The sequence below is a fragment of the Mesorhizobium sp. M1252 genome (assembly GCF_040318265.1).
GTDB lineage: Bacteria > Pseudomonadota > Alphaproteobacteria > Rhizobiales > Rhizobiaceae > Mesorhizobium.
Map to the genome: position 1 here is coordinate 74,026 of NZ_JAMYLX010000016.1, position 20,227 is coordinate 94,252.

General features: G+C 63.1%; 20 protein-coding genes. 8 read left to right on the forward strand and 12 right to left on the reverse strand.

What is annotated here, in order from left to right:
- Position 1: 1 nt before the first annotated feature.
- From NKH22_RS25975 to mdh, 10 genes are all read right to left on the reverse strand, one after another.
- Positions 2-757, reverse strand: a complete 756-nt coding sequence (locus tag NKH22_RS25975; protein ID WP_352911597.1) for an SDR family oxidoreductase — start codon at positions 755-757, stop codon at positions 2-4.
- Positions 754-1,260 (reverse strand): hypothetical protein, encoded by a 507-nt coding sequence (locus tag NKH22_RS25980; RefSeq protein WP_023736766.1) that lies wholly within the window; start codon positions 1,258-1,260, stop codon positions 754-756. Before NKH22_RS25980 ends, NKH22_RS25975 begins: the two co-directional genes overlap by 4 nt.
- Complete coding sequence (locus NKH22_RS25985; RefSeq protein ID WP_050485860.1) at positions 1,257-1,994, reverse strand: DUF4241 domain-containing protein; 738 nt, start codon at positions 1,992-1,994, stop codon at positions 1,257-1,259. The genes NKH22_RS25980 and NKH22_RS25985 overlap by 4 nt, the downstream gene beginning before the upstream one ends.
- Before the next feature lie 16 nt (positions 1,995-2,010).
- On the reverse strand, positions 2,011-3,303 hold the full coding sequence (odhB, locus tag NKH22_RS25990) for a 2-oxoglutarate dehydrogenase complex dihydrolipoyllysine-residue succinyltransferase (RefSeq protein WP_023683869.1): 1,293 nt from the start codon (positions 3,301-3,303) through the stop codon (positions 2,011-2,013).
- Positions 3,304-3,351: 48 nt separating this feature from the next.
- Positions 3,352-6,339: a 2-oxoglutarate dehydrogenase E1 component gene (locus tag NKH22_RS25995; protein WP_023670536.1), complete on the reverse strand. Its 2,988-nt coding sequence runs from the start codon at positions 6,337-6,339 to the stop codon at positions 3,352-3,354.
- Positions 6,340-6,467: 128 nt separating this feature from the next.
- Positions 6,468-7,373, reverse strand: coding sequence for a succinate--CoA ligase subunit alpha (gene sucD / locus NKH22_RS26000; protein ID WP_352911600.1), 906 nt, complete (start codon positions 7,371-7,373; stop codon positions 6,468-6,470).
- Between the two features lie 12 nt (positions 7,374-7,385).
- Entirely contained in the window at positions 7,386-7,883 is a 498-nt protein-coding gene (locus NKH22_RS26005; RefSeq protein ID WP_023752711.1) for a DUF1579 family protein, read from the reverse strand.
- A 2-nt stretch (positions 7,884-7,885) separates the two neighbouring features.
- Positions 7,886-8,257, reverse strand: coding sequence for a cupin domain-containing protein (locus NKH22_RS26010; protein WP_352911602.1), 372 nt, complete (start codon positions 8,255-8,257; stop codon positions 7,886-7,888).
- Positions 8,258-8,263: 6 nt separating this feature from the next.
- Positions 8,264-9,457 (reverse strand): ADP-forming succinate--CoA ligase subunit beta, encoded by a 1,194-nt coding sequence (sucC, locus tag NKH22_RS26015; RefSeq protein WP_023732884.1) that lies wholly within the window; start codon positions 9,455-9,457, stop codon positions 8,264-8,266.
- 19 nt (positions 9,458-9,476) lie between these two features.
- Positions 9,477-10,445 (reverse strand): malate dehydrogenase, encoded by a 969-nt coding sequence (gene mdh, locus NKH22_RS26020; RefSeq protein WP_352911605.1) that lies wholly within the window; start codon positions 10,443-10,445, stop codon positions 9,477-9,479.
- A 301-nt stretch (positions 10,446-10,746) separates the two neighbouring features.
- On the opposite strand from mdh, the gene NKH22_RS26025 reads away from it, so the two are divergent.
- Entirely contained in the window at positions 10,747-11,049 is a 303-nt protein-coding gene (locus NKH22_RS26025) for a GNAT family N-acetyltransferase (protein WP_352911608.1), read from the forward strand.
- A 267-nt stretch (positions 11,050-11,316) separates the two neighbouring features.
- Here NKH22_RS26025 and zapE read toward each other — a convergent pair whose 3' ends face one another.
- Together zapE and NKH22_RS26035 are read right to left on the reverse strand one after the other, a co-directional pair.
- Positions 11,317-12,501 (reverse strand): cell division protein ZapE, encoded by a 1,185-nt coding sequence (zapE, locus tag NKH22_RS26030; RefSeq protein WP_352911611.1) that lies wholly within the window; start codon positions 12,499-12,501, stop codon positions 11,317-11,319.
- Positions 12,502-12,685: 184 nt separating this feature from the next.
- Positions 12,686-13,225: a protease inhibitor Inh/omp19 family protein gene (locus tag NKH22_RS26035; RefSeq protein WP_023687689.1), complete on the reverse strand. Its 540-nt coding sequence runs from the start codon at positions 13,223-13,225 to the stop codon at positions 12,686-12,688.
- 433 nt (positions 13,226-13,658) lie between these two features.
- Between NKH22_RS26035 and NKH22_RS26040 the strand changes: the two genes are divergently transcribed.
- The 7 genes from NKH22_RS26040 (at position 13,659) to NKH22_RS26070 (ending at position 20,176) form a co-directional block, all read left to right on the forward strand.
- A complete protein-coding gene (locus tag NKH22_RS26040; protein ID WP_023821957.1) occupies positions 13,659-14,225 on the forward strand; it encodes a hypothetical protein in 567 nt (188 codons plus the stop codon).
- A gap of 94 nt (positions 14,226-14,319) precedes the next feature.
- Positions 14,320-14,481 (forward strand): DUF1328 family protein, encoded by a 162-nt coding sequence (locus tag NKH22_RS26045; RefSeq protein ID WP_023683859.1) that lies wholly within the window; start codon positions 14,320-14,322, stop codon positions 14,479-14,481.
- Positions 14,482-14,554: 73 nt separating this feature from the next.
- On the forward strand, positions 14,555-15,439 hold the full coding sequence (gene dapF / locus NKH22_RS26050) for a diaminopimelate epimerase (RefSeq protein ID WP_023694521.1): 885 nt from the start codon (positions 14,555-14,557) through the stop codon (positions 15,437-15,439).
- Positions 15,439-16,758 (forward strand): tRNA (N(6)-L-threonylcarbamoyladenosine(37)-C(2))-methylthiotransferase MtaB, encoded by a 1,320-nt coding sequence (gene mtaB, locus NKH22_RS26055; protein ID WP_352911614.1) that lies wholly within the window; start codon positions 15,439-15,441, stop codon positions 16,756-16,758. Before dapF ends, mtaB begins: the two co-directional genes overlap by 1 nt.
- Positions 16,759-16,770: 12 nt before the next feature.
- Entirely contained in the window at positions 16,771-18,762 is a 1,992-nt protein-coding gene (gene ftsY, locus NKH22_RS26060; protein WP_352911617.1) for a signal recognition particle-docking protein FtsY, read from the forward strand.
- A 61-nt stretch (positions 18,763-18,823) separates the two neighbouring features.
- Positions 18,824-19,495: a septation protein A gene (locus NKH22_RS26065; RefSeq protein ID WP_023687683.1), complete on the forward strand. Its 672-nt coding sequence runs from the start codon at positions 18,824-18,826 to the stop codon at positions 19,493-19,495.
- A gap of 60 nt (positions 19,496-19,555) precedes the next feature.
- Positions 19,556-20,176 carry a pyridoxamine 5'-phosphate oxidase family protein gene (locus tag NKH22_RS26070; RefSeq protein ID WP_023821955.1) on the forward strand — a complete coding sequence of 207 codons (621 nt, stop codon included), beginning with the start codon at positions 19,556-19,558 and terminating at the stop codon, positions 20,174-20,176.
- The last annotated feature ends 51 nt before the right edge of the window (positions 20,177-20,227 follow it).

Genomic DNA, 20,227 nt, shown 5'->3' on the forward strand with positions numbered 1-20,227 from the left:
CTCAGCGGCCGCCGCTTACATTCAGGATTGCGCCCGTCGTGTAGGACGCTTTATCCGACAAAAGATAGAGAACGGCATGCGCGACTTCATCCGCCGTGCCGGCTCGTTTCATCGGCAGCATGTCGCGGAACCGCTCGACCCGGTCCGGCTGGCCGCCCGAAGCGTGGATCTCGGTGTCGATAATGCCCGGCCGTATCGCATTGACGCGCACGCCTTCGGTCGCGACTTCGCGCGCCAGCCCGAGCGTGAACGTGTCGATCGCCGCCTTGGACGCAGCATAGTCGACATATTCGCCGGGCGAACCGTGTATCGACGCCGCCGACGATATATTGACGATGGCGCCACCCTTGCCGCCATTCTTGCTCGACATGCGCCTGACCGCTTCGCGCGCGCACAGAAACGAGCCGATGACATTGATGCGCATCATGCGCTCCAGCCGCGCCAGGCTCATCTCGTCGACGCGCGCCTTGACGTCGACGACGCCGGCATTGTTGACCAGGGCGTCGAGCCGGCCATAGGCGCTATCGACGGCTTCGAACACGGCGACGATGTCAGCCTCGACGCCGACATCGCCCTTGACCGCTATCGCTTCACCGCCACCGGCCTCGATCTCGGCGACCAGCGCCTGGGCCGCGGCCTCGTTTGCGGCATAGTTGACCGCGACCCGGTAGCCGGCCTTCGCCGCAAGCCGGCAGGTGGCCGCGCCAATGCCACGACTGCCGCCGGTGACCAGAAGCACCTTCTTGGACGCGCTCATTCCTGGCAACCTTTCAGCAGAAACACGTCCCATGGCAGTTTCGAGAAACCGTTCGGGCCGAAGGCCGTCGACATCTGCAGCGACGGCCCGAGATCGGGGAAGATCAGGCTCTGCGGCGCGTCCGTGCCTTCCGCCGCCAGGAGCGCGATGTTGCCCTTGTCGTCGGCGCTGTAGATGACGCCATGCCAGACCGTGCAGGCGGCAAGCTCGTCACCGGTGACGTCGCCGGTCGGGCATTTGTACATCAGCGACCCTTGCGGTCGCGAAACACCGGATGTCCACATGACAATGCCGTCGAGAACGATGCCCTTGTCGAGCACCATCTTGAACGAGTTGGTGACGGTGACCGCATCCGTCGTCGGCCGGAAATCAATGCCGGCCTCGCTTTCGGCATCGCCATAGACAGCAAGCGCCAGCGGGCAGGCGGCATGCGCCTCGTAACCCGCTGCGAGAACAGCCAGCCCGGCCATAAATCCGATCATTGGCGAAGCGATGTTTGTCATGAATTGCTCGGGCTGCTCTCGCGGCCGTCGGCGTTTTCGAGCACCTCGAAATCGGTCATCAAGACCAGCGGCTCGCCGGCCGCATCCAGTCCCCAGAAGGAATAATAGTTCCCATCACCGAAGCCAGTGTCGAACATGGCTATATTAAGCGGATTTCCATCAACCGGATTATCCATGCGGAACTTGTCGAACGAGCATGCAACGTCAGCAAGATAGCTGTCGAGTTCCTCCTGCTCGGACATCAGCGTCAGAACCGACTTGTCCATGAACGAAGCAACATTATCATCGACAATAAATCCAGACTTCCAGGACGATGTGCCGACGTCGCGGACGAAGGCAGCCAACTCCCACCGCACCGGCAAGCCAGTGCCAAACCGCAATACCGCTGCAGCAACACGGCCTTGCGCCTCAAGCAACGTGACTGGATAGCATCCCGGCCTGACCTTACGGCTAAACACAGGCCGTTCCAGCCCGGTAATCAGTGGATCGCAAGCGATGATTTCGCCGGTCGGTAGCTCAAGCTCACCGATCGCGGTGACGATGATCTTCCGCTCCGCCATTTCGGCTTCGCTGAGAGCGAAGACACCGAGATTGCTGCTCGCCGGCGCCGAATCCCATTCAGTCGAGGTCGCCGGCGGAGAGATGGCGGCGGAAGCCGCCGGCCGGGAACGCCTCAATACGCTACCCGCTACTCGACCCAGCTTGAACCCAAACCGCGCCAGCCAGCCGCTCATGACGGATCAGCTCCGATCACAAATCAAGCACCAGCCGTTCGGGATCCTCCAGGCTATCCTTGACGCGGACCAGGAAGGTCACGGCTTCCTTGCCGTCGACGATACGGTGATCGTAGCTCAGCGCCAAGTACATCATCGGCCGGATCACGATCTGGCCGCCGACCACGACCGGCCGGTCCTGGATCTTGTGCATGCCCAAAATGCCGGACTGCGGCGCATTGAGGATCGGCGTCGACATCAGTGAGCCGTAAACGCCGCCATTGGAGATGGTGAACGTACCACCCTGCATGTCGGCGACCGACAGCTTGCCGTCCCGCGCGGCAATGCCCAGCCGGCCGATATCCTTTTCGATCTCGGCAATCGACATTTGGTCGGCATTGCGCACCACTGGCACGACGAGACCCTTTTCGGTGCCGACGGCAACGCCGATATGGGCATAGTTCTTGAAGATGATGTCGGTGCCGTCGATCTCGGCATTGACCGAGGGGATTTCCTTCAATGCGTGCGTAACCGCTTTGGTGAAGAAGCCCATGAAGCCGAGCTTCACGCCGTGCTTCTTCTCGAAGATGTCCTTGTACTTGGTCCTGAGCGCCATCACCGCCGACATGTCGACCTCGTTGAAGGTGGTCAGCATGGCGGCGGTCGACTGCGCTTCCTTGAGCCGGCGCGCAATGGTCTGGCGCAGCTTGGTCATGCGCACGCGCTCCTCGCGCGACGCATCGTCGCCCGAGGACGGCGCACGCACGGCGACCGGAGCCGGTGCGGCCTTCGGAATTTCGGCCGGCTGCGACGGCGCGCCCTTGGAAATCGCGTCGAGCACGTCGCCCTTCAGCACCTGGCCGCGCTTGCCCGAGCCAGAAACCTGGTCGACCGACAGATTGTTCTCGGCGATCAGCTTTGCGGCAGCTGGCGCCGGCGGCATTGTGCGCGGCTCGACCGGCCCGGCATCGCCGGCTATCTTGGCGGTCTCGGCCGCGGCCTGCTTGGTCGTATGTGCCGCGTCGGGGCTCGACGCCTGCGACACAGCTTGCGGCTTGGTCTCCTGCTTGGACGCCGGGGCGGCCGTGGCGACGCCTGCCGAGATCGAACCCAGCAACGCGCCGACGCCGACGGTCTCGCCTTCCTTGGCGGTGATCTCGCCCAGCGTGCCGGCGGCGGCGGCAGGCACCTCCACCGTCACCTTGTCGGTTTCGAGCTCGACCAGCGGCTCGTCGACGGCAATGGCATCGCCGACCTTCTTGAACCACTTGCCTATGGTCGCCTCGGTGACGGATTCGCCGAGAGTGGGAACGCGGATTTCGGTAGCCATTGTGCCTGTTCCGTTTCTTCTCTGTCTGTTCTATTCGCCGGGTTTGTTCTATTCGCCGAGCGCGTCTTCGAGCAGGGCGGCGAGCTGCGCCAAATGCTTCGACATCAAGCCGGTCGCCGGCGATGCCGCCGCAGGACGTCCGGTATAGCGCACCCGCTGGTGCTTGGCGTCGATATGCGCCAGCACCCATTCCAGATACGGATCGATGAACGACCAGGCGCCCATATTCTTGGGTTCCTCCTGGCACCACACCATCTCGGCATTGCGGAAGCGCGACAGTTCGGTGATCAGCGCCTTGGCCGGGAACGGATAGAGCTGTTCGACGCGCAAGAGATAGATGTCGTTGATGCCGCGCTTCTCGCGTTCCTCGTACAGGTCGTAATAGACCTTGCCCGAGCACAGCACGACGCGGCGGATTTTGGAATCCTTGGTGAGCTTGATCGCCTGGTTCTGCAACAGCTGGGCGTCGTCCCACAACAGCCGGTGGAACGAGCTTTCGCCCGAAATCTCCGGCAGCGTCGACACTGCCCGCTTGTGGCGCAGCAGCGACTTCGGCGTCATCAGGATCAGCGGCTTGCGGAAGTCGCGCTTCAGTTGCCGGCGCAATATGTGGAAGTAGTTTGCCGGCGTGGTGCAGTTGGCGACTTGCATATTGTCTTCGGCGCAGAGCTGCAGGAAACGCTCGAGCCGGGCCGAGGAATGTTCCGGCCCCTGGCCCTCATAGCCATGCGGCAGCAGGCAGACCAGGCCCGACATGCGCAGCCACTTGCGCTCGCCCGACGAGATAAACTGGTCGAACACCACCTGGGCGCCGTTGGCGAAATCGCCGAACTGCGCTTCCCAGAGCGTCAGCGCCTTAGGCTCGGCCAGGCTGTAGCCATACTCGAAGCCGAGCACCGCCTCTTCCGACAGCATCGAGTTGATGACTTCGTAGCCGGCCTGTGCGGCCGAGAGATTGTTGAGCGGGATGTAGCGGGTCTCGTCGCGCTGGTCGTAGAGCACGGAATGGCGCTGCGAGAAGGTGCCGCGTTCTGAATCCTGGCCGGAGAGCCGGATCGGATTGCCGTCGAGCAGGATGGCGCCGAAGGCCAGCGCCTCGGCCGTCGACCAGTCGATGCCTTCGCCGGAGTCGATCGCCTGGCGGCGGTTTTCGAGGAAGCGGATGATGGTCTTGTGCGCCTCGAAACCTTTCGGCACCTCGGTCAGTTTCTTGCCGATGTCCTTCAGCACCTTGACCGGCACGGCGGTCTTGCCGCGGCGCTGTTCGTCCTGGTTGTCGGCGGTGCGCAAACCAGACCAGGCGCCGTCCAGCCAGTCGGCCTTGTTGGGCTTGTAGTGCTGGCCGACTTCCCATTCGGACTCCAGATGGGCGCGCCAGTCGGCCTTCATCTTGTCGAGTTCGGCCTGGCTGATATGGCCCTCGGCGATCAGCCGGTCGCCATAGATCTGCACCGTCGTCTTGTGGTTGCGGATGTTGGCGTACATGATCGGCTGCGTGAAGGCCGGTTCGTCGCCCTCATTGTGGCCGAAGCGGCGATAGCAGAACATGTCCACCACCACCGGCTTGTGGAACTTCATGCGAAATTCGATCGCCACCTTGGTGGCATGCACCACCGCTTCCGGGTCGTCGCCATTGACGTGGAAGATCGGCGCCTCGATCATCTTGGCGACGTCGGACGGATAAGGCGACGAGCGCGAGAAGCGCGGATTGGTGGTGAAGCCGATCTGGTTGTTGATGATGAAATGCAGCGTGCCGGCGACGCGGTGGCCGCGCAGGCCCGACAGGCCGAGGATTTCGGCGATTACGCCCTGGCCAGCAAAGGCGGCGTCGCCATGCAGAAGCAGCGGCAGCACCTTGGCGCGCTCTTCCAGCGGCACGATCTCCTCGCGGCTGCGGCCGAACAGATAGTCCTGCTTGGCGCGCGCCTTGCCCATCACAACCGGATCGACGATTTCCAGATGCGAAGGATTGGCGGTCAGCGACAGATGCACCTTGTTGCCGTCGAATTCGCGGTCCGACGAGGCGCCGAGATGGTACTTGACGTCGCCCGAGCCCTCGACCTCGTCAGGAGCGGCCGAGCCGCCCTTGAATTCGTGGAAGATGGCGCGATGCGGTTTGGCCATCACCTGGGACAGCACGTTCAGCCGGCCGCGATGCGCCATGCCGAGCACGATCTCCTTCATGCCGAGCTGGCCGCCGCGCTTGATGATCTGCTCCAGCGCCGGGATCAGGCCTTCGCTGCCATCGAGGCCGAAGCGCTTGGTACCCTTGTACTTGACATCGATGAACTGCTCGAAGCCTTCGGCCTCGACCAGCTTCTGCAGGATCGCTTTTTTTCCCGTAGCGGTGAAGGAAATCTCCTTGTCGGCACCCTCGATGCGCGCCTGGATCCAGGCCTTCTCCTCGGGATCGGAAATGTGCATGAACTCGACACCGAGCGTCGAGCAATAGGTGCGGGTCAGGATCTCCAGCATCTGCCGGATGGTGCCGAATTCGAGGCCGAGCACATTGTCGAGGAAGATCGGCCGGTCGTAGTCGGCTGCGGTAAAACCGTAGTTTTCCGGCGACAGCTCGTTATAGTCCTCAAGCGGCTTGGCGATGCCGAGCGGGTCGAGATTGGCGTGCAGATGGCCGCGCATGCGGAAGGCGCGGATCATCATGATGGCGCGCACCGAATCGCGCGTCGCCTGATGCACGTCGGCATCCGACAGCACGACGCCATTGGTGACCGCCTTGTCCTTGACCTTCTTTTCCAGATGCTTCTCGACGATGCCCCAATTGCCGTCCAGCGCCGACACCAGTTCGCCATTGGCCTGCAGCGGCCAGGACGGCTTTGCCCAGGAAGCGCCCTTGGCGTTCTTGCGCACATCGCCGGCGTCGTCCTTCAGCCCGGCGAAGAAGTCCTGCCATTCGGGGTTTACCGACTCTGGATCATCCTCATAGGAGGCGTACAGCGCGTCGATATAGTCGGCATTGCCGCCATACAGGAAAGAGGTGAGCGAAAATTGGTCGTTGGCCTGATCTTGTCTTGCCATTTTTGTCCGCGGAGCCTGGCTCCGTCTCCTTTTCAAAAGCGAATAGTGAGTAGCGAATAGCGAGTAGGGATTTTTCCCGGGTCGCGCCGTTACTCTCTTTTCCCTATTCGCTATTCACTACTCGCTACTCACTTGGCCTTGATCGCCTCGACCAGCGTCGTGCCCAAACGCGCCGGCGATGGCGATACTTTAATGCCGGCCGATTCCATCGCCGCGATCTTGTCTTCCGCGCCGCCCTTGCCGCCGGATATGACCGCGCCCGCATGGCCCATGGTGCGACCGGCCGGCGCGGTGCGCCCGGCGATGAAGCCGGCCATCGGTTTCCTGCGGCCGCGCTTGGCCTCGTCCTTGAGGAACTGCGCGGCGTCTTCCTCGGCCGAACCGCCGATCTCGCCGATCATGATGATCGACTTGGTCTCGTCGTCGGCGAGGAACATTTCGAGCATGTCGATGAACTCGGTGCCTTTGACGGGGTCGCCGCCGATACCGACGGCGGTGGTCTGGCCGAGGCCGACATTGGTGGTCTGGAACACTGCCTCATAGGTAAGCGTTCCCGAGCGCGAAACAACGCCGACCGAGCCCTTGCGGAAGATGTTGCCGGGCATGATACCGATCTTGCATTCGTCGGGGGTGAGCACGCCGGGGCAGTTCGGGCCGATCAGCCGCGAGGTCGAGCGGTCGAGCCGCGCCTTGACCCTGACCATGTCCATCACCGGAATGCCTTCGGTGATGCAGACGATCAGCGGGATCTCGGCTTCGATGGCTTCGAGGATGGCTTCGGCGGCGCCCGCCGGCGGCACATAGACCACCGAGGCATCGGCGCCGGTCTTTTCCTTGCCCTCGGCAACGGAACCGAAGATCGGCAGGTTTTCGCCCTTGGCGCCGGTCCAGGTCTCGCCACCCTTCTTGGGATGGATGCCGCCGACCATCCTGGTGCCGTGATAGGCCAAGGCCTGCTCGGTGTGGAACGTGCCGGTCTTGCCGGTCAGGCCCTGAACCAGCACCTTGGTGTTCTTGTCGATGAGAATGGACATCGGAGCCCTTTTCTAAAAACCGTTGATCGAGGAAGGCGAAACGCGCCGGTAGACGCCGCTCACCATGTCTTGCCAGCTGTCGCTGCCGGCAGGTTTGAAATGCAGTCGCATCCGGTAGGCATCGGGAGTGTCGAAAATATACGTCACGCGCGCTGAGCCGCGCGGCGATGACCGCTCCAGAATCAGTTCTGCGCCGTTCCATGCACCTGTGGCCGGCGAGGCCGGCATAAAACCCATGGAATCGAACTGATGCATGGTGACGAGGCTGTTTGGCTGGTCGAAGCCGAACACTGAGTGCGACCCGAACGAGACCGTGCCGTCGCGGCGCTGGCGATAGCGCTGCACCACGAACAGGCCGCCGAACTGCGCCTCCGCCAGCACCTCCGACGTCGCCGTGCCGCCATCGGCCCATTGCGTTTCCGCCACCTCTTCCTCGCCGCGCCACGCGCCGACCAGCGCCTGCAGGCGCTGGTGATCGGCCGAGAGCGAGGAAAAGGAAGCCGCGTTCATGGTCAGAGCCGCTTCAGGTCGGTGACGGTGAGGTCGCTCTTGGCATTGCCGGTGTTGAGTGTCGTTGCCGGCTCGAACATCAGCACCACGGGCTCGGCGGTCAGCGACCGCGGCCGGTGCTCGACACCCCTTGGCACGACGATGAAGTCGCCCTCGCCGAGCTCGACCGGACCGTCGCGAAAATCGATGGCGATGCGTCCGCGCAGCACCAGGAAGGCCTCGTCCTCATGCTCATGCGCATGCCAGTCGAAGGACTCGCCGAACTTGGCAACCTTCGCCTGGCTGTCATTGACATCGCCGGCGATGTGCGGATCGAAGACCTTGGTGATCTTCGCGTCCGCCGCCTCGACGAGGTTTATCTTGCGTGGAGGCATTCGCCTTCAGCCCTTCACCGCCGCCACGATCTTCTTGGCTGCGTCGTCGAGATCGTCGGCCGACACGACGTTGAGGCCGCTGTCGTTGATGATCTTCTTGCCGAGCTCGGCATTGGTACCTTCAAGGCGCACCACCAGCGGCACTTGCAGGCCGACTTCCTTGACCGCGGCAATGACGCCCTCGGCAATGATGTCGCACTTCATGATGCCGCCGAAGATGTTGATTAGTATGCCTTTGACGGCCGGATCCTTGGTGATGATCTTGAACGCCGCCGTCACCTTCTCCTTCGACGCGCCGCCGCCGACATCGAGGAAGTTGGCGGGCTCGGCGCCGTAGAGCTTGATGATGTCCATCGTCGCCATCGCGAGGCCGGCGCCATTGACCATGCAGCCGATATTGCCGTCGAGCGCGACATAGGCGAGGTCGTATTTCGACGCCTCGATCTCCTTCTCGTCCTCTTCGGTGGTGTCGCGCAGCTCCATCAGTTCGGGATGGCGAAACAGCGCGTTGTTGTCGAACGACACCTTGGCGTCCAGCACGCGCAGGCGGCCGTTTTTCATCACGATCAGCGGGTTGACCTCGAGCAGGCTCATGTCCTTCTCGACAAAGGCCTTGTAGAGGATCGGGAACAGCGTGCCGGCATCCTTGGCGGCATCGCCAGTGAGGCCCAGCGCTTCCACCAATATGTCGACGTCGGTGGTCGTCACGCCGGCCAGCGGATCGATGGCGCGGGTGATGATCTTTTCCGGTGTGTCGTGGGCGACGCCTTCAATGTCCATGCCGCCCTCGGTCGAGACGACGAAAGCGATGCGGCCGACCGAGCGGTCGACCAGGATCGACAGATAAAGCTCGCGATCGATGTCGGCGCCGTCCTCGATATAGAGGCGGTTGACCTGCTTGCCGGCGGGGCCGGTCTGCTTGGTCACCAGCGTGTGGCCGAGCATCTCATTGGCGTTGGCAACGACGTCGGCAACCGACTTAGCCAGCCGCACGCCGCCCTTTGCGTCGGGCGACAGTTCCTTGAACTTCCCCTTGCCGCGGCCGCCGGCATGGATTTGGCTCTTCACCACATAGAGCGGACCGGGAAGCGCTTGTGCCGCGGCTTCCGCTTCGCTTGCCTTGAACACCGGCACGCCTTCGGCCACCGGCGCGCCAAAGCTCTTCAGCAGCGCCTTGCCTTGATATTCATGGATGTTCATCTGGATGGTCTCCGGAGGATTATTTCGAGGCGAGATGCGGGGCGATCTTGACGCAAGCCTCGGTCAGGCCCTGCACCGTCGCCACCGAAGCGTCGAACATCTTCTGCTCGGCCTTGTTGAGGTCGATCTCGATGATGCGCTCGACGCCGCCGGCGCCGATGACCACGGGAACGCCGACATAGGTGCCCTTGACGCCATACTGACCCGAGAGATGCGCCGCACAAGGCAGCACACGCTTCTTGTCCTTGAGATAGGATTCCGCCATCGCGATGGCGGAGGCGGCCGGCGCATAGTAGGCCGAGCCGGTCTTCAAGAGGCCGACGATCTCGGCGCCGCCATCGCGGGTACGCTGCACGATCTGGTCGAGCTTTTCCTTCGAGGTCCAACCCATCTTGATCAGGTCGGGCAGCGGAATGCCCGACACCGTGGAATAGCGGATCATCGGCACCATGGAATCGCCGTGGCCGCCAAGCACGAAGGCGCTAACGTCCTCGACCGAGACCTTGAATTCCTCGGCCAGGAAATAGCGGAAGCGCGCGCTGTCGAGCACGCCGGCCATGCCGACGACATGGGTCTTGGGCAGGCCCGAAAACTTCTGCAGCGCCCAGACCATAGCGTCGAGCGGGTTGGTGATGCAGATGACGAAGGCCTTGGGTGCATATTTCTTCAGGCCGGCGCCGACCTGTTCCATGACCTTGAGGTTGATGCCGAGCAGATCGTCGCGGCTCATACCCGGCTTGCGCGGCACGCCGGCAGTGACGATGCAGACATCGGCGCCCTCGATCCCGGCATAATCATTGACGCCGGTCAGCCGGGAGTCAAAACCATCGACCGGCGAAGACTGCGCGATATCGAGCCCCTTGCCTTGCGGGATGCCCTCGGCAATATCGAACAGCACCACGTCGCCGAGGTCCTTGAGGCCGATCATGTGAGCGAGCGTGCCGCCGATCATGCCGGAGCCGATGAGCGCTATCTTGTTGCGTGCCATGTGAGGAAATTTTCCCTTTGTCTGTGACGACGCCCAAAATCCCTGGCGATCTGTTGACGGCGTCGAGGAAGAGGCCGGAATGCTATGGTCTCAGCTAGATTTCGCCGCATCCAGTAGCCCCGGTGGAAAATATATTCAATCGATTATTTTCGAGTGAATGATTTCAATCGGTTAGAAACATTGGGACTTACGTAAACGTCAAAGTTTGTAGGCCAGCTTGGGAGATTTTACACAATGAGCGTGGAAATCAGAAGACTATATCCAGGCGATGACGCCCTTGTGAAGCGCATCGCCCGAGGACGTGTTCGACGAGCCGGTCCGGGCAGACAGGCTTGCTGCCTACCTCGCCTCATCATCAGGTCATCTCATGATCGTGGCATTGGCCGACGGCGTCGTCGACCAATGCCCCACAATCATCCACCGCCATCCCGACAAGGTCAACGGACTCTACATCGACGAAGTCGGCGTCTCACCCGCCTACCAGCGCCAAGGCATCGCGCGAAAAATGCTCGACGCGATGTTCGCGCTCGGCCGCGAGCAAAGGTTGCGGCGAAGCCTGTGTTGGAACCGAGCCGGACAATGTTCCATCGCGCGGGCTTTATGAAAAACGCAGGGAGGAGCATGGGCAGGCGGAGGCGTTTGTAATGTATGCGTATGACCTTTAGGCGTCGGCGGGACAGCGCCCCCCCTGCCTTGCCAGGCATCTCCCCCACGAGGGGGGAGATCGGACGTCACGCGACCTTTCGCCAATCTCCAATGGCCGCAGGAATGAGCGGAGCGCCGAAACCGCCAATCTCCCCCCGTGTGGGGGAGATGTCCGGCAGGACAGAGGGGGGCGCGAAGGATCACTACATATTACCTCTTCGAACCCTCAGACCTGCACTTCCGCCTTCGCCTTTTGCCGTTCCGCCCAGTCCTCCAGCCAATCCCGGCTCTGCATTTCGATCAGCCGCGAGGCCGTGCGCTCGAATTCGAACACCTCGTTGCCGCGCCTGGCCGTATAGAGCTCAGGGGGCGAGGCATCGGCGCTTACCACCAGCCGCGTGTGATGATCGTAGAGCGTGTCTATCAGGAGGATGAAGCGCTTGGCCTCGTTGCGCTTGCCTTCGCCCAGCACCGGCACGTGATCGATGAAGACGGTCGAGAAGCGGCCGGCAATCGCCAGAAAATCGCGCGCGCCGAGCGGCTTTTCGCAGAGATCGGCGAAGGAAAACCGCGCCGCATCGCCGGAAGCAGCCGGTATTCTCACCTGCCGCCCCTTGAGCGTCAGCGCGGTCTCGGCCGTTGCCGCCCCGTGCGTCATCGCCTGCCAGGCTTCGTCGAGCATACGATCGGCTTCGGCATCCGCCGGCGTGACATAGACAGGCGTGCGGGCGAGCTTTTCCAGCCTGTAGTCCTTGTCGGCATCAAGCGTCAGCACATGGGCGTGGCGCTCGAGAATGCTGATGAAGGGCAGGAAGAGCTGGCGGTTCAGCCCGTCGCGATAAAGGTCCTGCGGCGCGACATTCGAGGTGGCGACCAGAACCACGCCATTGGCGAACAGCGCCGAAAACAGCCGCGACAGGACCATCGCATCGGCAATGTCGGTGACCGAAAACTCATCGAAGCACAGCACCCAGGCCTGTTCGGCAAGCTGAAGCGCGACCGGCGGGATCGGGTCGTCCTCCTTGACGTCGCCGTTCTTGCGCGCCTGCCGGTGCTTCTGGATGCGGTCCTGCACATCGGCCATGAAGTCGTTGAAATGAACGCGGCGCTTGCGCCTGACCGGCAACAGCTCGAAGAACATATCCATCAGCATGGTCTTGCCGCGACCGACGCCGCCATGAATGTAGAGGCCCTTGACGACCTCGCGCGTCTCGCGCTTGCGGGCAAACAGCCAGCCGAGCGCGCTCGACTTGTGCGCCAGCCGCTTGACCGAGATCTCGTCGGTCAGCCGGTCGAGCGCGGCGGCGATGCGCTCCTGCGCAGGATCGCGCTCGATGGCGCCGGTTGCGACCAGATGGTCGTAGCGCTGCCTGACGGTCGCATGGGTCTGGAGGCCGTCACGCAGATGCATCGGTCACGTCGCTTACTTTGAGCGGATTGCTCCAGGAAAGATCAGGGTGTGTTGCGGTTCAGGTCAGGCCGAGCCGAGAATGGTGGCTCCTGAGAACCGGAGCGGAGCGTACTTAAGTACGCACCGGAAGCGCAGAAAGCCGCCGTTCGCAGGCCGGCCTCACCTGAATATCAGCATACCCTGCCTATCTTGTAAGCGATATCGGCAAGCCGTTGGTAGTCTGGCCGTCGAATTTCGAACCGCCCGAGGAATAGAGCCGCGCCAGCGTGCCGCCATTCTCGTCATAGAGCGTCAGCTGCTTGCCGGCGACGTTCCACGATTTGATGCCGTCGATGGGCGGCGGGCAATGCAGCGGCCCGGCGCGGAAGCCGGCGCCGAATTTGGTCTGCGGCGTCGCCACCTTGCAGCTCTGTCCGGACACGCTGGCGTTCCAGACGCCGGCAACGCTCGCAGCGGTAAGGTCGGAGGCTCCGGCCGGCGCCGATCCGTCCGGCGGCAGCGAGGCGACCTGCGCGCCTGCCGGCGCGGTCGGGAATTGCGATGGGTCGGTGGTGCCCGGCGCTGCCGGGGGCGGCAGTTGGCTTCCGCTCACCGTGCCGGCGGGCGCGGGCTGCAGCGGGGCGGGCTGCTGGTCATCCATCGATGAAAAACGCGAGGTCGAACAGCCGCTCGCAACGAGCGCTGCCAGCGATACGGCCATCAGCCCGCTTCTCGAAAAAATCATTCAAACCTCCGTCGGATCCGGCTGGGGGGAAGCCGTCCGCACAATCTCACCCCTCACCAAGATGGAGAAGGTGGCGAAATTTCAACCCGATATGGTTAAAATAGGGTTTGCACCACGAATTGTTGTAAATTTGTCGCAAAATGGCTGGCGGACAAAAGGCATGTCTTCGCTCTAGCGCGGTTCCAACTGGTACATTGGTTGCGAAAGCGGCACCGGAGCCCGCAGCAGGTCGGCGCATCGGCGGTCGAGCGCAACTGCCGGCGCAAAACTGACTAAAGCGCTTGAGGCGCAAGGCCTGGCGCGTGAGCGGTTTCGCGCCTTGCGTCCGGGCGAGGTTTGGGACGTTCCCGAGATCGAGCGCGGCTGGAGTCTGCATTTGGCCGTTTACGGCACTGCCATTTTAGCCGATGGTCTATCGCAATAGGGGGAACAGATGAAATCAATCTTGGCAGTTTTGATCGCGCTGGTAATTTCGACGCCGGCCGCTTTCGCGGGTGAAATCACCGATCGCGCCGCTGAAGCCGAAAAGGCACTGCAGGCGGGTGATGGCGCCGGCGCGCTGGACAAATTCCGCATCGCCGAGGACGCTCTGTGGCAAGCGATGCCGCTTGGCGTGCAAAATGTGAAGCATATCATGTCGGCCAGCGGGTTCGGCGCCTACGCCGAGCGCCCGAACCATGTCTACAAGCCGGGCGAAGAGATTGTGCTTTATATGGAGCCGGTCGGTTACGGCTACGGCTCGGATGGGCTCGGCAACAACCAGATCGCGCTTTACGTTGACCTTACCGTGCTTTCCCAGTCGGGCGAGAAGCTGGGAACCGTCGAAAAGCTTGGCCGGGTCCAGCTCGCCTCGCGCTCGCATAACCGAGAGATGTTCTTCAAATTAAACGTCTCCCTGGATGGCGTTCCCCCCGGCAAATACCGAGCGGATTTCCTCATGCATGACGAGAACTCGCAAAAGACGGCGCCTTTCACGACCGACTTCGAGATTGCCGAATAGCGCGCCCAGTCGGAGAGAGCCTCGCGGCAAGAGGGAACCAGAGCGCGGCAGATGCGTTCTTAGGCCGCTGCAGTCAATTTGCGAGGCATTGTCCATGATCAAATGGATCATCATTCTTCTCATCGTTGCTGCCGCCGCCAGCCTGCTCGGCATGCCGGCGCTGGCCGGTGCCGCCGCCACCGGCGCGCGCGTGCTGATCGGCATCGTTCTCGTCATCTTCCTGCTGATCGTGCTCGGCGTTTTCGCGGTAACCTAGACGCAGCCCACACTGGTAATTCCCGCCCGTTTCCGCCATATAGCGGCGAAACGTACAGGAATTACCTCAGATCATGGCAGGCACTGCCCCCTTCGCCAAGATGAACGGCATCGGCAACGAAATCATCGTCGCCGACATGCGTGGCCGTGCCGATAGGGTCACGGCGGCGTCGGCTGTCGCGCTGAACGCCGATGCGGCGACCAGGTTCGACCAGATCATGGCGATCCACGATTCGCGCACGCCGGGCACCGCCTTTTACATCGACATTTTGAATTCCGACGGCTCGGGCGCGCAGGCCTGCGGCAACGGCATGCGCTGTGTCGTCCAGGCGCTGGCCGCCGAAACCGGCCAGAAGACTTTCACCTTCGAGACCCGCGCCGGCATCCTCAACGCCGTCGAACATGCCGACGGCACCATCTCGGTCGACATGGGCACTCCGCGCTTTGGCTGGCAGGACATTCCGCTGGCCGAGGAATTCCGCGACACCCGCATGATCGAGTTGCAGATCGGCCCCATCGACGCGCCGGTGCTGCATTCGCCTTCGGCTCTCTCGATGGGCAACCCTCACGCTATCTTCTGGGTCGACAACGATGTCTGGTCCTACGAACTCGAGCGTTTCGGCCCGCTGCTCGAAAACCATCCGATCTTCCCCGAGCGCGCCAACATCACCATCGCCCAGGTAACGTCGCCGGAGACGATGATCATCCGCACCTGGGAGCGCGGCGCCGGCCTGACCAAGGCTTGCGGCTCGGCCGCTTGCGCTTCCGTCGTCGCCGCTGCCCGCACCCGGCGCACCGGCCGCAGCGTTACGCTGATGACGCCCGGCGGCGGCTCGCTGCATGTGGAATGGCGCGACGACGACCACGTCATCCTGACCGGCGCTGCCGAATGGGAGTTTTCCGGCAATTTCGATCCGTCGACCGGCACCTGGGCCCGCGACACCGAAAGCGCGGCCTGATGTCTGCACTTGCCGATACCAAGGGCCCCAACTCCCAAGGCATAGACGTCGTCACCTTTGGCTGCCGTCTCAACACCTATGAATCCGAAGTGATGCGCCGCGAGGCCGAAAGCGCAGGTCTCGGCGCGCTCAAAGGCGGGGCTATCATCTTCAACACCTGCGCCGTCACTTCGGAAGCGGTGCGCCAGGCCAGGCAGTCGATCCGCAAAGCCCGCCGCGAAAACCCGGCGGCGCGCATCATCGTCACCGGCTGCGCCGCGCAGACCGAACCGCAGAATTTTGCCGCCATGGACGAGGTCGACCTCGTGCTCGGCAATGAGGAGAAGCTGAAGGCGAACTCCTACCGCGCGCTGCCGGATTTCGGCGTCAACGACACCGAGAAGGCACGCGTCAACGACATTTTCTCGGTGCGTGAGACCGCCGGCCATATGGTCGACGCCATCGAGGGCCGGGCGCGCGCTTTCGTGCAGGTGCAGAACGGCTGCGACCACCGCTGCACCTTCTGCATCATCCCCTATGGGCGCGGCAATTCACGGTCGGTGCCGATGGGCGCCGTGGTCGAGCAGGTCAAGCGTCTGGCCGGCAACGGCTATGCCGAGATCGTGCTGACCGGCGTCGACATGACCAGCTTCGGCGCCGACCTGCCGGGCGCGCCGAAGCTGGGAAAGCTGGTGAAGACCATCCTGAAGCAGGTGCCTGATGTGAAGCGGCTGCGGCTGTCCTCCATCGATTCGATCGAAGCCGACGACGATCTGCTCGACGCCATCGCCACCGAACCCAGGCTGATGCCGCATCTGCATCTGTCGCTGCAGTCGGGCGACGACATGATCCTGAAGCGCATGAAGCGCAGGCATTTGCGTGACCAGTCGATCCGCTTCTGCGAAGATGTGCGCAAATTGCGCCCGGCAATCGTCTTCGGCGCCGACATCATCGCCGGCTTCCCGACCGAGACCGAGGAAATGTTTCAGAATTCGATAAAGATCGTCGAGGAATGTGGGCTGACGCACCTGCATGTCTTCCCGTTTTCGCCGCGCGAAGGCACGCCCGCCGCGCGCATGCCGCAGGTCCGCCGCGAATTGGTCAAGCAGCGCGCGGCCCAGCTGCGCGCCGCTGGTGAGGCTGCGTATCGCCGCCATTTGTCGTCACTCCCGGGAACGCGCCAGTCGATCCTGGTCGAGCGCGACGGCCTCGGCCGCACCGAAGGGTTCACGCTTGCGGCGCTCGACACGGGCGCGCCGGGCGAGATCGTCGAGGCAGACATCACCGGCCATGACGGCGCGCGCCTGATAGCCTCGCCCCTCACTGCCTGCGCCGCCTGAGACGATTGAAGCATGGCCGGTTTTTTCAAGAACATATTTTCGTTCGGCAAGAAGGAAGTCGTCGAGGAGCGCATCGACGAAACCGCTCCCCTGCCGCCGATCAAATGGGATGCGCTTGAGGCGCTGAAGCCGGCGGCCGAGCAGGTCGTTCCGGAGTTCTTGAAGCGCGAGGAGCCCGAGCCGCCGACGCCCCACCCTCGCCTCGATGGGGAGGGTCGCCACGAAGTGGCGGGGAGGGGTGAGAGCGCCGACGCCGACGCCACTCACCCCCACCCCCAAGCTTCGCTTGGGGCCTCCCCCATCGAGGGGGAGGTAAAGCCTGCGCCGCAGTCGGCGCCAGAAGAACCGAAGCCCGAACCCACGCCGACCATCCCGCCCGCGCCGGAACCGGTCGTCCCATCCGAGCCGGAACCGTTGCCGGAGCCCGCGCCGGTAGAAGAACCGCAGCCTGAGCCGGAGATACCCGAGCCGCCTGCACCGGAAGAAGTTCCTGCGCCGCCAGCCGTTCCGGAGCCGGCTCCCGAGCCGCAGCCCCAAGAAGTGCCGCCGGCGCCGGCCGAGCCGGAGATCGAACCATCGCGTCCGGAACCGCAGCTGGAGCCCGCTCCCGTCGAAGTGCCGACGCCTGCCGAGACTCCCGCAGAACCGGCCGCCCCGATCGAAGTGCCGCAACCGTCCGCGCCTCCCGCACAGCCTACCTCAGAGGTCAGCGCCGCCCCTCATCCACCTGCCGGCACCTTCTCCCCGTATAGCCACGGGGAGAAGGACGAGGCGACCCACCCTCCCCTCGATGGGGAGGGTCGACGCGAAGCGGCGCGGTGGGGTGACAGCGCTGACGCCAGCGCAAATCACCCCCACCCCCAAGCTTCGCTTGGGACCTCCCCCATCGAGGGGGAGGTAAAGCGCACTCCGGTCGAAGCCACACCCGCGCCGGTCGAAGTCCGGGCTGCCACGGCGGGGGTTGCGCCCATGCCTGAACCGGGTTTTCCGCCGACACCACAGCCGACACCGTCAGTCGGCAAAGTCACCGTCACCAGAAAGGTCGAGCAGAAAGCCGAGCCGCAAAAGGCGCCCGAACCGGCGCCGCGACGCTCCTGGTTCCAGCGCATGCGCGACGGGCTTGCCCGCTCCTCGAAAGAACTCACCGGCAACATCGCCGGCGTCTTCACCAAGCGCAAGCTCGACGAGGAGACGCTGCAGGATCTGGAGGACGTGCTGATCCGTGCCGATCTGGGCATGGAAACAGCCTTGCGCGTCACCGATGCCCTCGCTGCCAGCCGCTACGGCAAGGATGTCTCCGACGCGGATGTCCGCACCATCATGGCGGCCGAGGTGGAGAAGGTGCTGGCCCATGTCGCCATGCCGCTGGAGCTCGACCTGTCGCATAAGCCGCATGTCATTCTGGTGGTCGGCGTCAACGGCACCGGCAAGACCACGACCATCGGCAAGCTCGCCGCCAAACTGACCGATGGTGGCCTGTCGGTGATGCTGGCCGCCGGCGACACGTTTCGCGCTGCGGCCATCGAGCAGCTGAAGATCTGGGGCGAGAGGACGAAGTCGCCGGTCATCGCCTCGAAGATAGGCGCGGATGCCGCCGGCCTCGCCTACGACGCTTTCGAACGCGCCAAGGAGGCCGGCTCCGACGTACTGATCATCGACACCGCCGGCCGGCTGCAAAACAAGACCGAACTGATGGCGGAGCTGGAAAAGATCGTGCGCGTGCTGGGCAAGCTCGATCCGGAAGCGCCGCATACCGTGCTGCAGACGGTCGACGCCACCACCGGCCAGAATGCGCTCAATCAGGTCGAGATCTTCCGCAATGTCGCCGGCGTCAACGGCCTGGTGATGACCAAGCTGGACGGCACGGCGCGCGGCGGTATTCTGGTCGCGATCGCGGCAAAGCACAAACTGCCGGTCTATTTCATCGGCGTCGGCGAACAGGTCGACGACCTCGAACCATTCTCGGCCGGCGAATTCGCCAGGGCGATCGCCGGCGTAGCGTAACAGGCAATGATCCCGAAGAGCTGACGGCTTTTTGGACAAGATCATGCGTCAGAAGGAAGTCATGAACCCACCCATCCTCGAACGCGACCCGTCCGACCCGCGAAAGAAGAAAGAAAGCGTCAATCCGCTGCTCAAGCTGGTGCTGGAACTCGGGCCGCTGATGGTGTTCTTCTTCGCCAATGCACGCGGCGCCTGGCTGGTGCAGAAATTTCCTGTCCTGGCCGAATTCGGCGGGCCGATCTTCGTCGCCACCGGCCTGTTCATGGCGGCGACCGCGATCGCGCTGATCGCCTCCTGGCTGCTGCTGCGCACCTTGCCGATCATGCCGATGGTCTCGGGCGTCGTCGTCTTCATCTTCGGCGCGCTGACGCTCTATCTGCAGGACGACGTGTTCATCAAGATGAAGCCGACCATCGTCAACACCCTGTTCGGCGGCGTGCTGCTCGGCGGTCTGTATTTCGGCCGATCGCTGCTCGGCTATGTCTTCGATTCGGCCTTTCGCCTCGATGCCGAAGGCTGGCGCAAGCTGACTTTCCGCTGGGGCCTGTTCTTCCTGTTCCTGGCTCTTGCCAATGAAGTGGTGTGGCGGAATTTTTCCACCGACTTCTGGGTTACCTTCAAGGTCTGGGGCATCATGCCGATCACCCTGTTGTTCACCTTCAGCCAGATGCCGCTGATCCTGCACCATTCGATCGAGGATAAGGCCGAGAAGGTGGAAGAAGCCGGCAAGTAGAGCAATTCCAGGAAAAGTGTGAAGCCGTCCGGAATTGCGTCAGAATAAACGGAGACGGCCATGGAATTCGTCACCACGCGCGATGAACTGAGGACGATCTACAAGACGCCGCGGCCGACCGACACCTCGATGCGCAAGGAACTCAGGGCGCTCGACGGCCACTGCCGCTCTTTCATCGGCAAGAGCCCTTTCGTGCTGATCGGTTCTTCCGACGGCGCCGGCAATGCCGACGTGACGCCGAAAGGCGACAGGCCCGGCTTCGCCCTTGTCCTTGACGACAAGACCATCGCCATTCCCGACCGGCCCGGCAACAACCGGCTGGATACGCTGGAAAACATCCTGCTCAACCCTTCGGTCGGGCTGCTTTTTCTCATCCCCGGCATGAACGAGACGCTGCGCATCAATGGCGACGCCCGCATAACCGTCGATGCCGGTTTCCGCGAGCGCCTCACCGTCGACGGCAAGCAACCGCAAAGCGTCGTCGTGGTGAGCGTCAAGGCCGCTTACATGCACTGCGCCAAGGCCTTCATGCGCTCCGAATTGTGGAAGCCGGACAGCTGGCACGACCGCGCGACGTTGCCGACGCTCGGTCAGATCCTGTCCGATCAGATGGCGCATGCCGAAACTGCCGACGATTTCGACCGCTCGCTGGACGAAGCCTACAGCAAGACCCTGTGGTAGATTTCGGGTACGATTCGCCATTGCGGTCCTTTGCCGGTTTCCCTAGCCCTG

What these genes read in the sequence shown, in the direction of transcription:
- NKH22_RS26010 (WP_352911602.1), bottom strand. Translation starts at nt 8,257, where the DNA reads ATGCCTCCACGCAAGATAAACCTCGTCGAGGCGGCGGACGCGAAGATC.
- dapF (WP_023694521.1), top strand. Translation starts at nt 14,555, where the DNA reads ATGGCAGGCACTGCCCCCTTCGCCAAGATGAACGGCATCGGCAACGAA.
- NKH22_RS26005 (WP_023752711.1), bottom strand. Translation starts at nt 7,883, where the DNA reads ATGAACGCGGCTTCCTTTTCCTCGCTCTCGGCCGATCACCAGCGCCTG.
- NKH22_RS25975 (WP_352911597.1), bottom strand. Translation starts at nt 757, where the DNA reads ATGAGCGCGTCCAAGAAGGTGCTTCTGGTCACCGGCGGCAGTCGTGGC.
- sucC (WP_023732884.1), bottom strand. Translation starts at nt 9,457, where the DNA reads ATGAACATCCATGAATATCAAGGCAAGGCGCTGCTGAAGAGCTTTGGC.
- mdh (WP_352911605.1), bottom strand. Translation starts at nt 10,445, where the DNA reads ATGGCACGCAACAAGATAGCGCTCATCGGCTCCGGCATGATCGGCGGC.
- odhB (WP_023683869.1), bottom strand. Translation starts at nt 3,303, where the DNA reads ATGGCTACCGAAATCCGCGTTCCCACTCTCGGCGAATCCGTCACCGAG.
- sucD (WP_352911600.1), bottom strand. Translation starts at nt 7,373, where the DNA reads ATGTCCATTCTCATCGACAAGAACACCAAGGTGCTGGTTCAGGGCCTG.
- NKH22_RS25985 (WP_050485860.1), bottom strand. Translation starts at nt 1,994, where the DNA reads ATGAGCGGCTGGCTGGCGCGGTTTGGGTTCAAGCTGGGTCGAGTAGCG.
- NKH22_RS26045 (WP_023683859.1), top strand. Translation starts at nt 14,320, where the DNA reads ATGATCAAATGGATCATCATTCTTCTCATCGTTGCTGCCGCCGCCAGC.
- mtaB (WP_352911614.1), top strand. Translation starts at nt 15,439, where the DNA reads ATGTCTGCACTTGCCGATACCAAGGGCCCCAACTCCCAAGGCATAGAC.
- NKH22_RS25995 (WP_023670536.1), bottom strand. Translation starts at nt 6,339, where the DNA reads ATGGCAAGACAAGATCAGGCCAACGACCAATTTTCGCTCACCTCTTTC.
- NKH22_RS26040 (WP_023821957.1), top strand. Translation starts at nt 13,659, where the DNA reads ATGAAATCAATCTTGGCAGTTTTGATCGCGCTGGTAATTTCGACGCCG.
- NKH22_RS25980 (WP_023736766.1), bottom strand. Translation starts at nt 1,260, where the DNA reads ATGACAAACATCGCTTCGCCAATGATCGGATTTATGGCCGGGCTGGCT.
- zapE (WP_352911611.1), bottom strand. Translation starts at nt 12,501, where the DNA reads ATGCATCTGCGTGACGGCCTCCAGACCCATGCGACCGTCAGGCAGCGC.
- NKH22_RS26065 (WP_023687683.1), top strand. Translation starts at nt 18,824, where the DNA reads ATGAACCCACCCATCCTCGAACGCGACCCGTCCGACCCGCGAAAGAAG.
- ftsY (WP_352911617.1), top strand. Translation starts at nt 16,771, where the DNA reads ATGGCCGGTTTTTTCAAGAACATATTTTCGTTCGGCAAGAAGGAAGTC.
- NKH22_RS26035 (WP_023687689.1), bottom strand. Translation starts at nt 13,225, where the DNA reads ATGATTTTTTCGAGAAGCGGGCTGATGGCCGTATCGCTGGCAGCGCTC.
- NKH22_RS26070 (WP_023821955.1), top strand. Translation starts at nt 19,556, where the DNA reads ATGGAATTCGTCACCACGCGCGATGAACTGAGGACGATCTACAAGACG.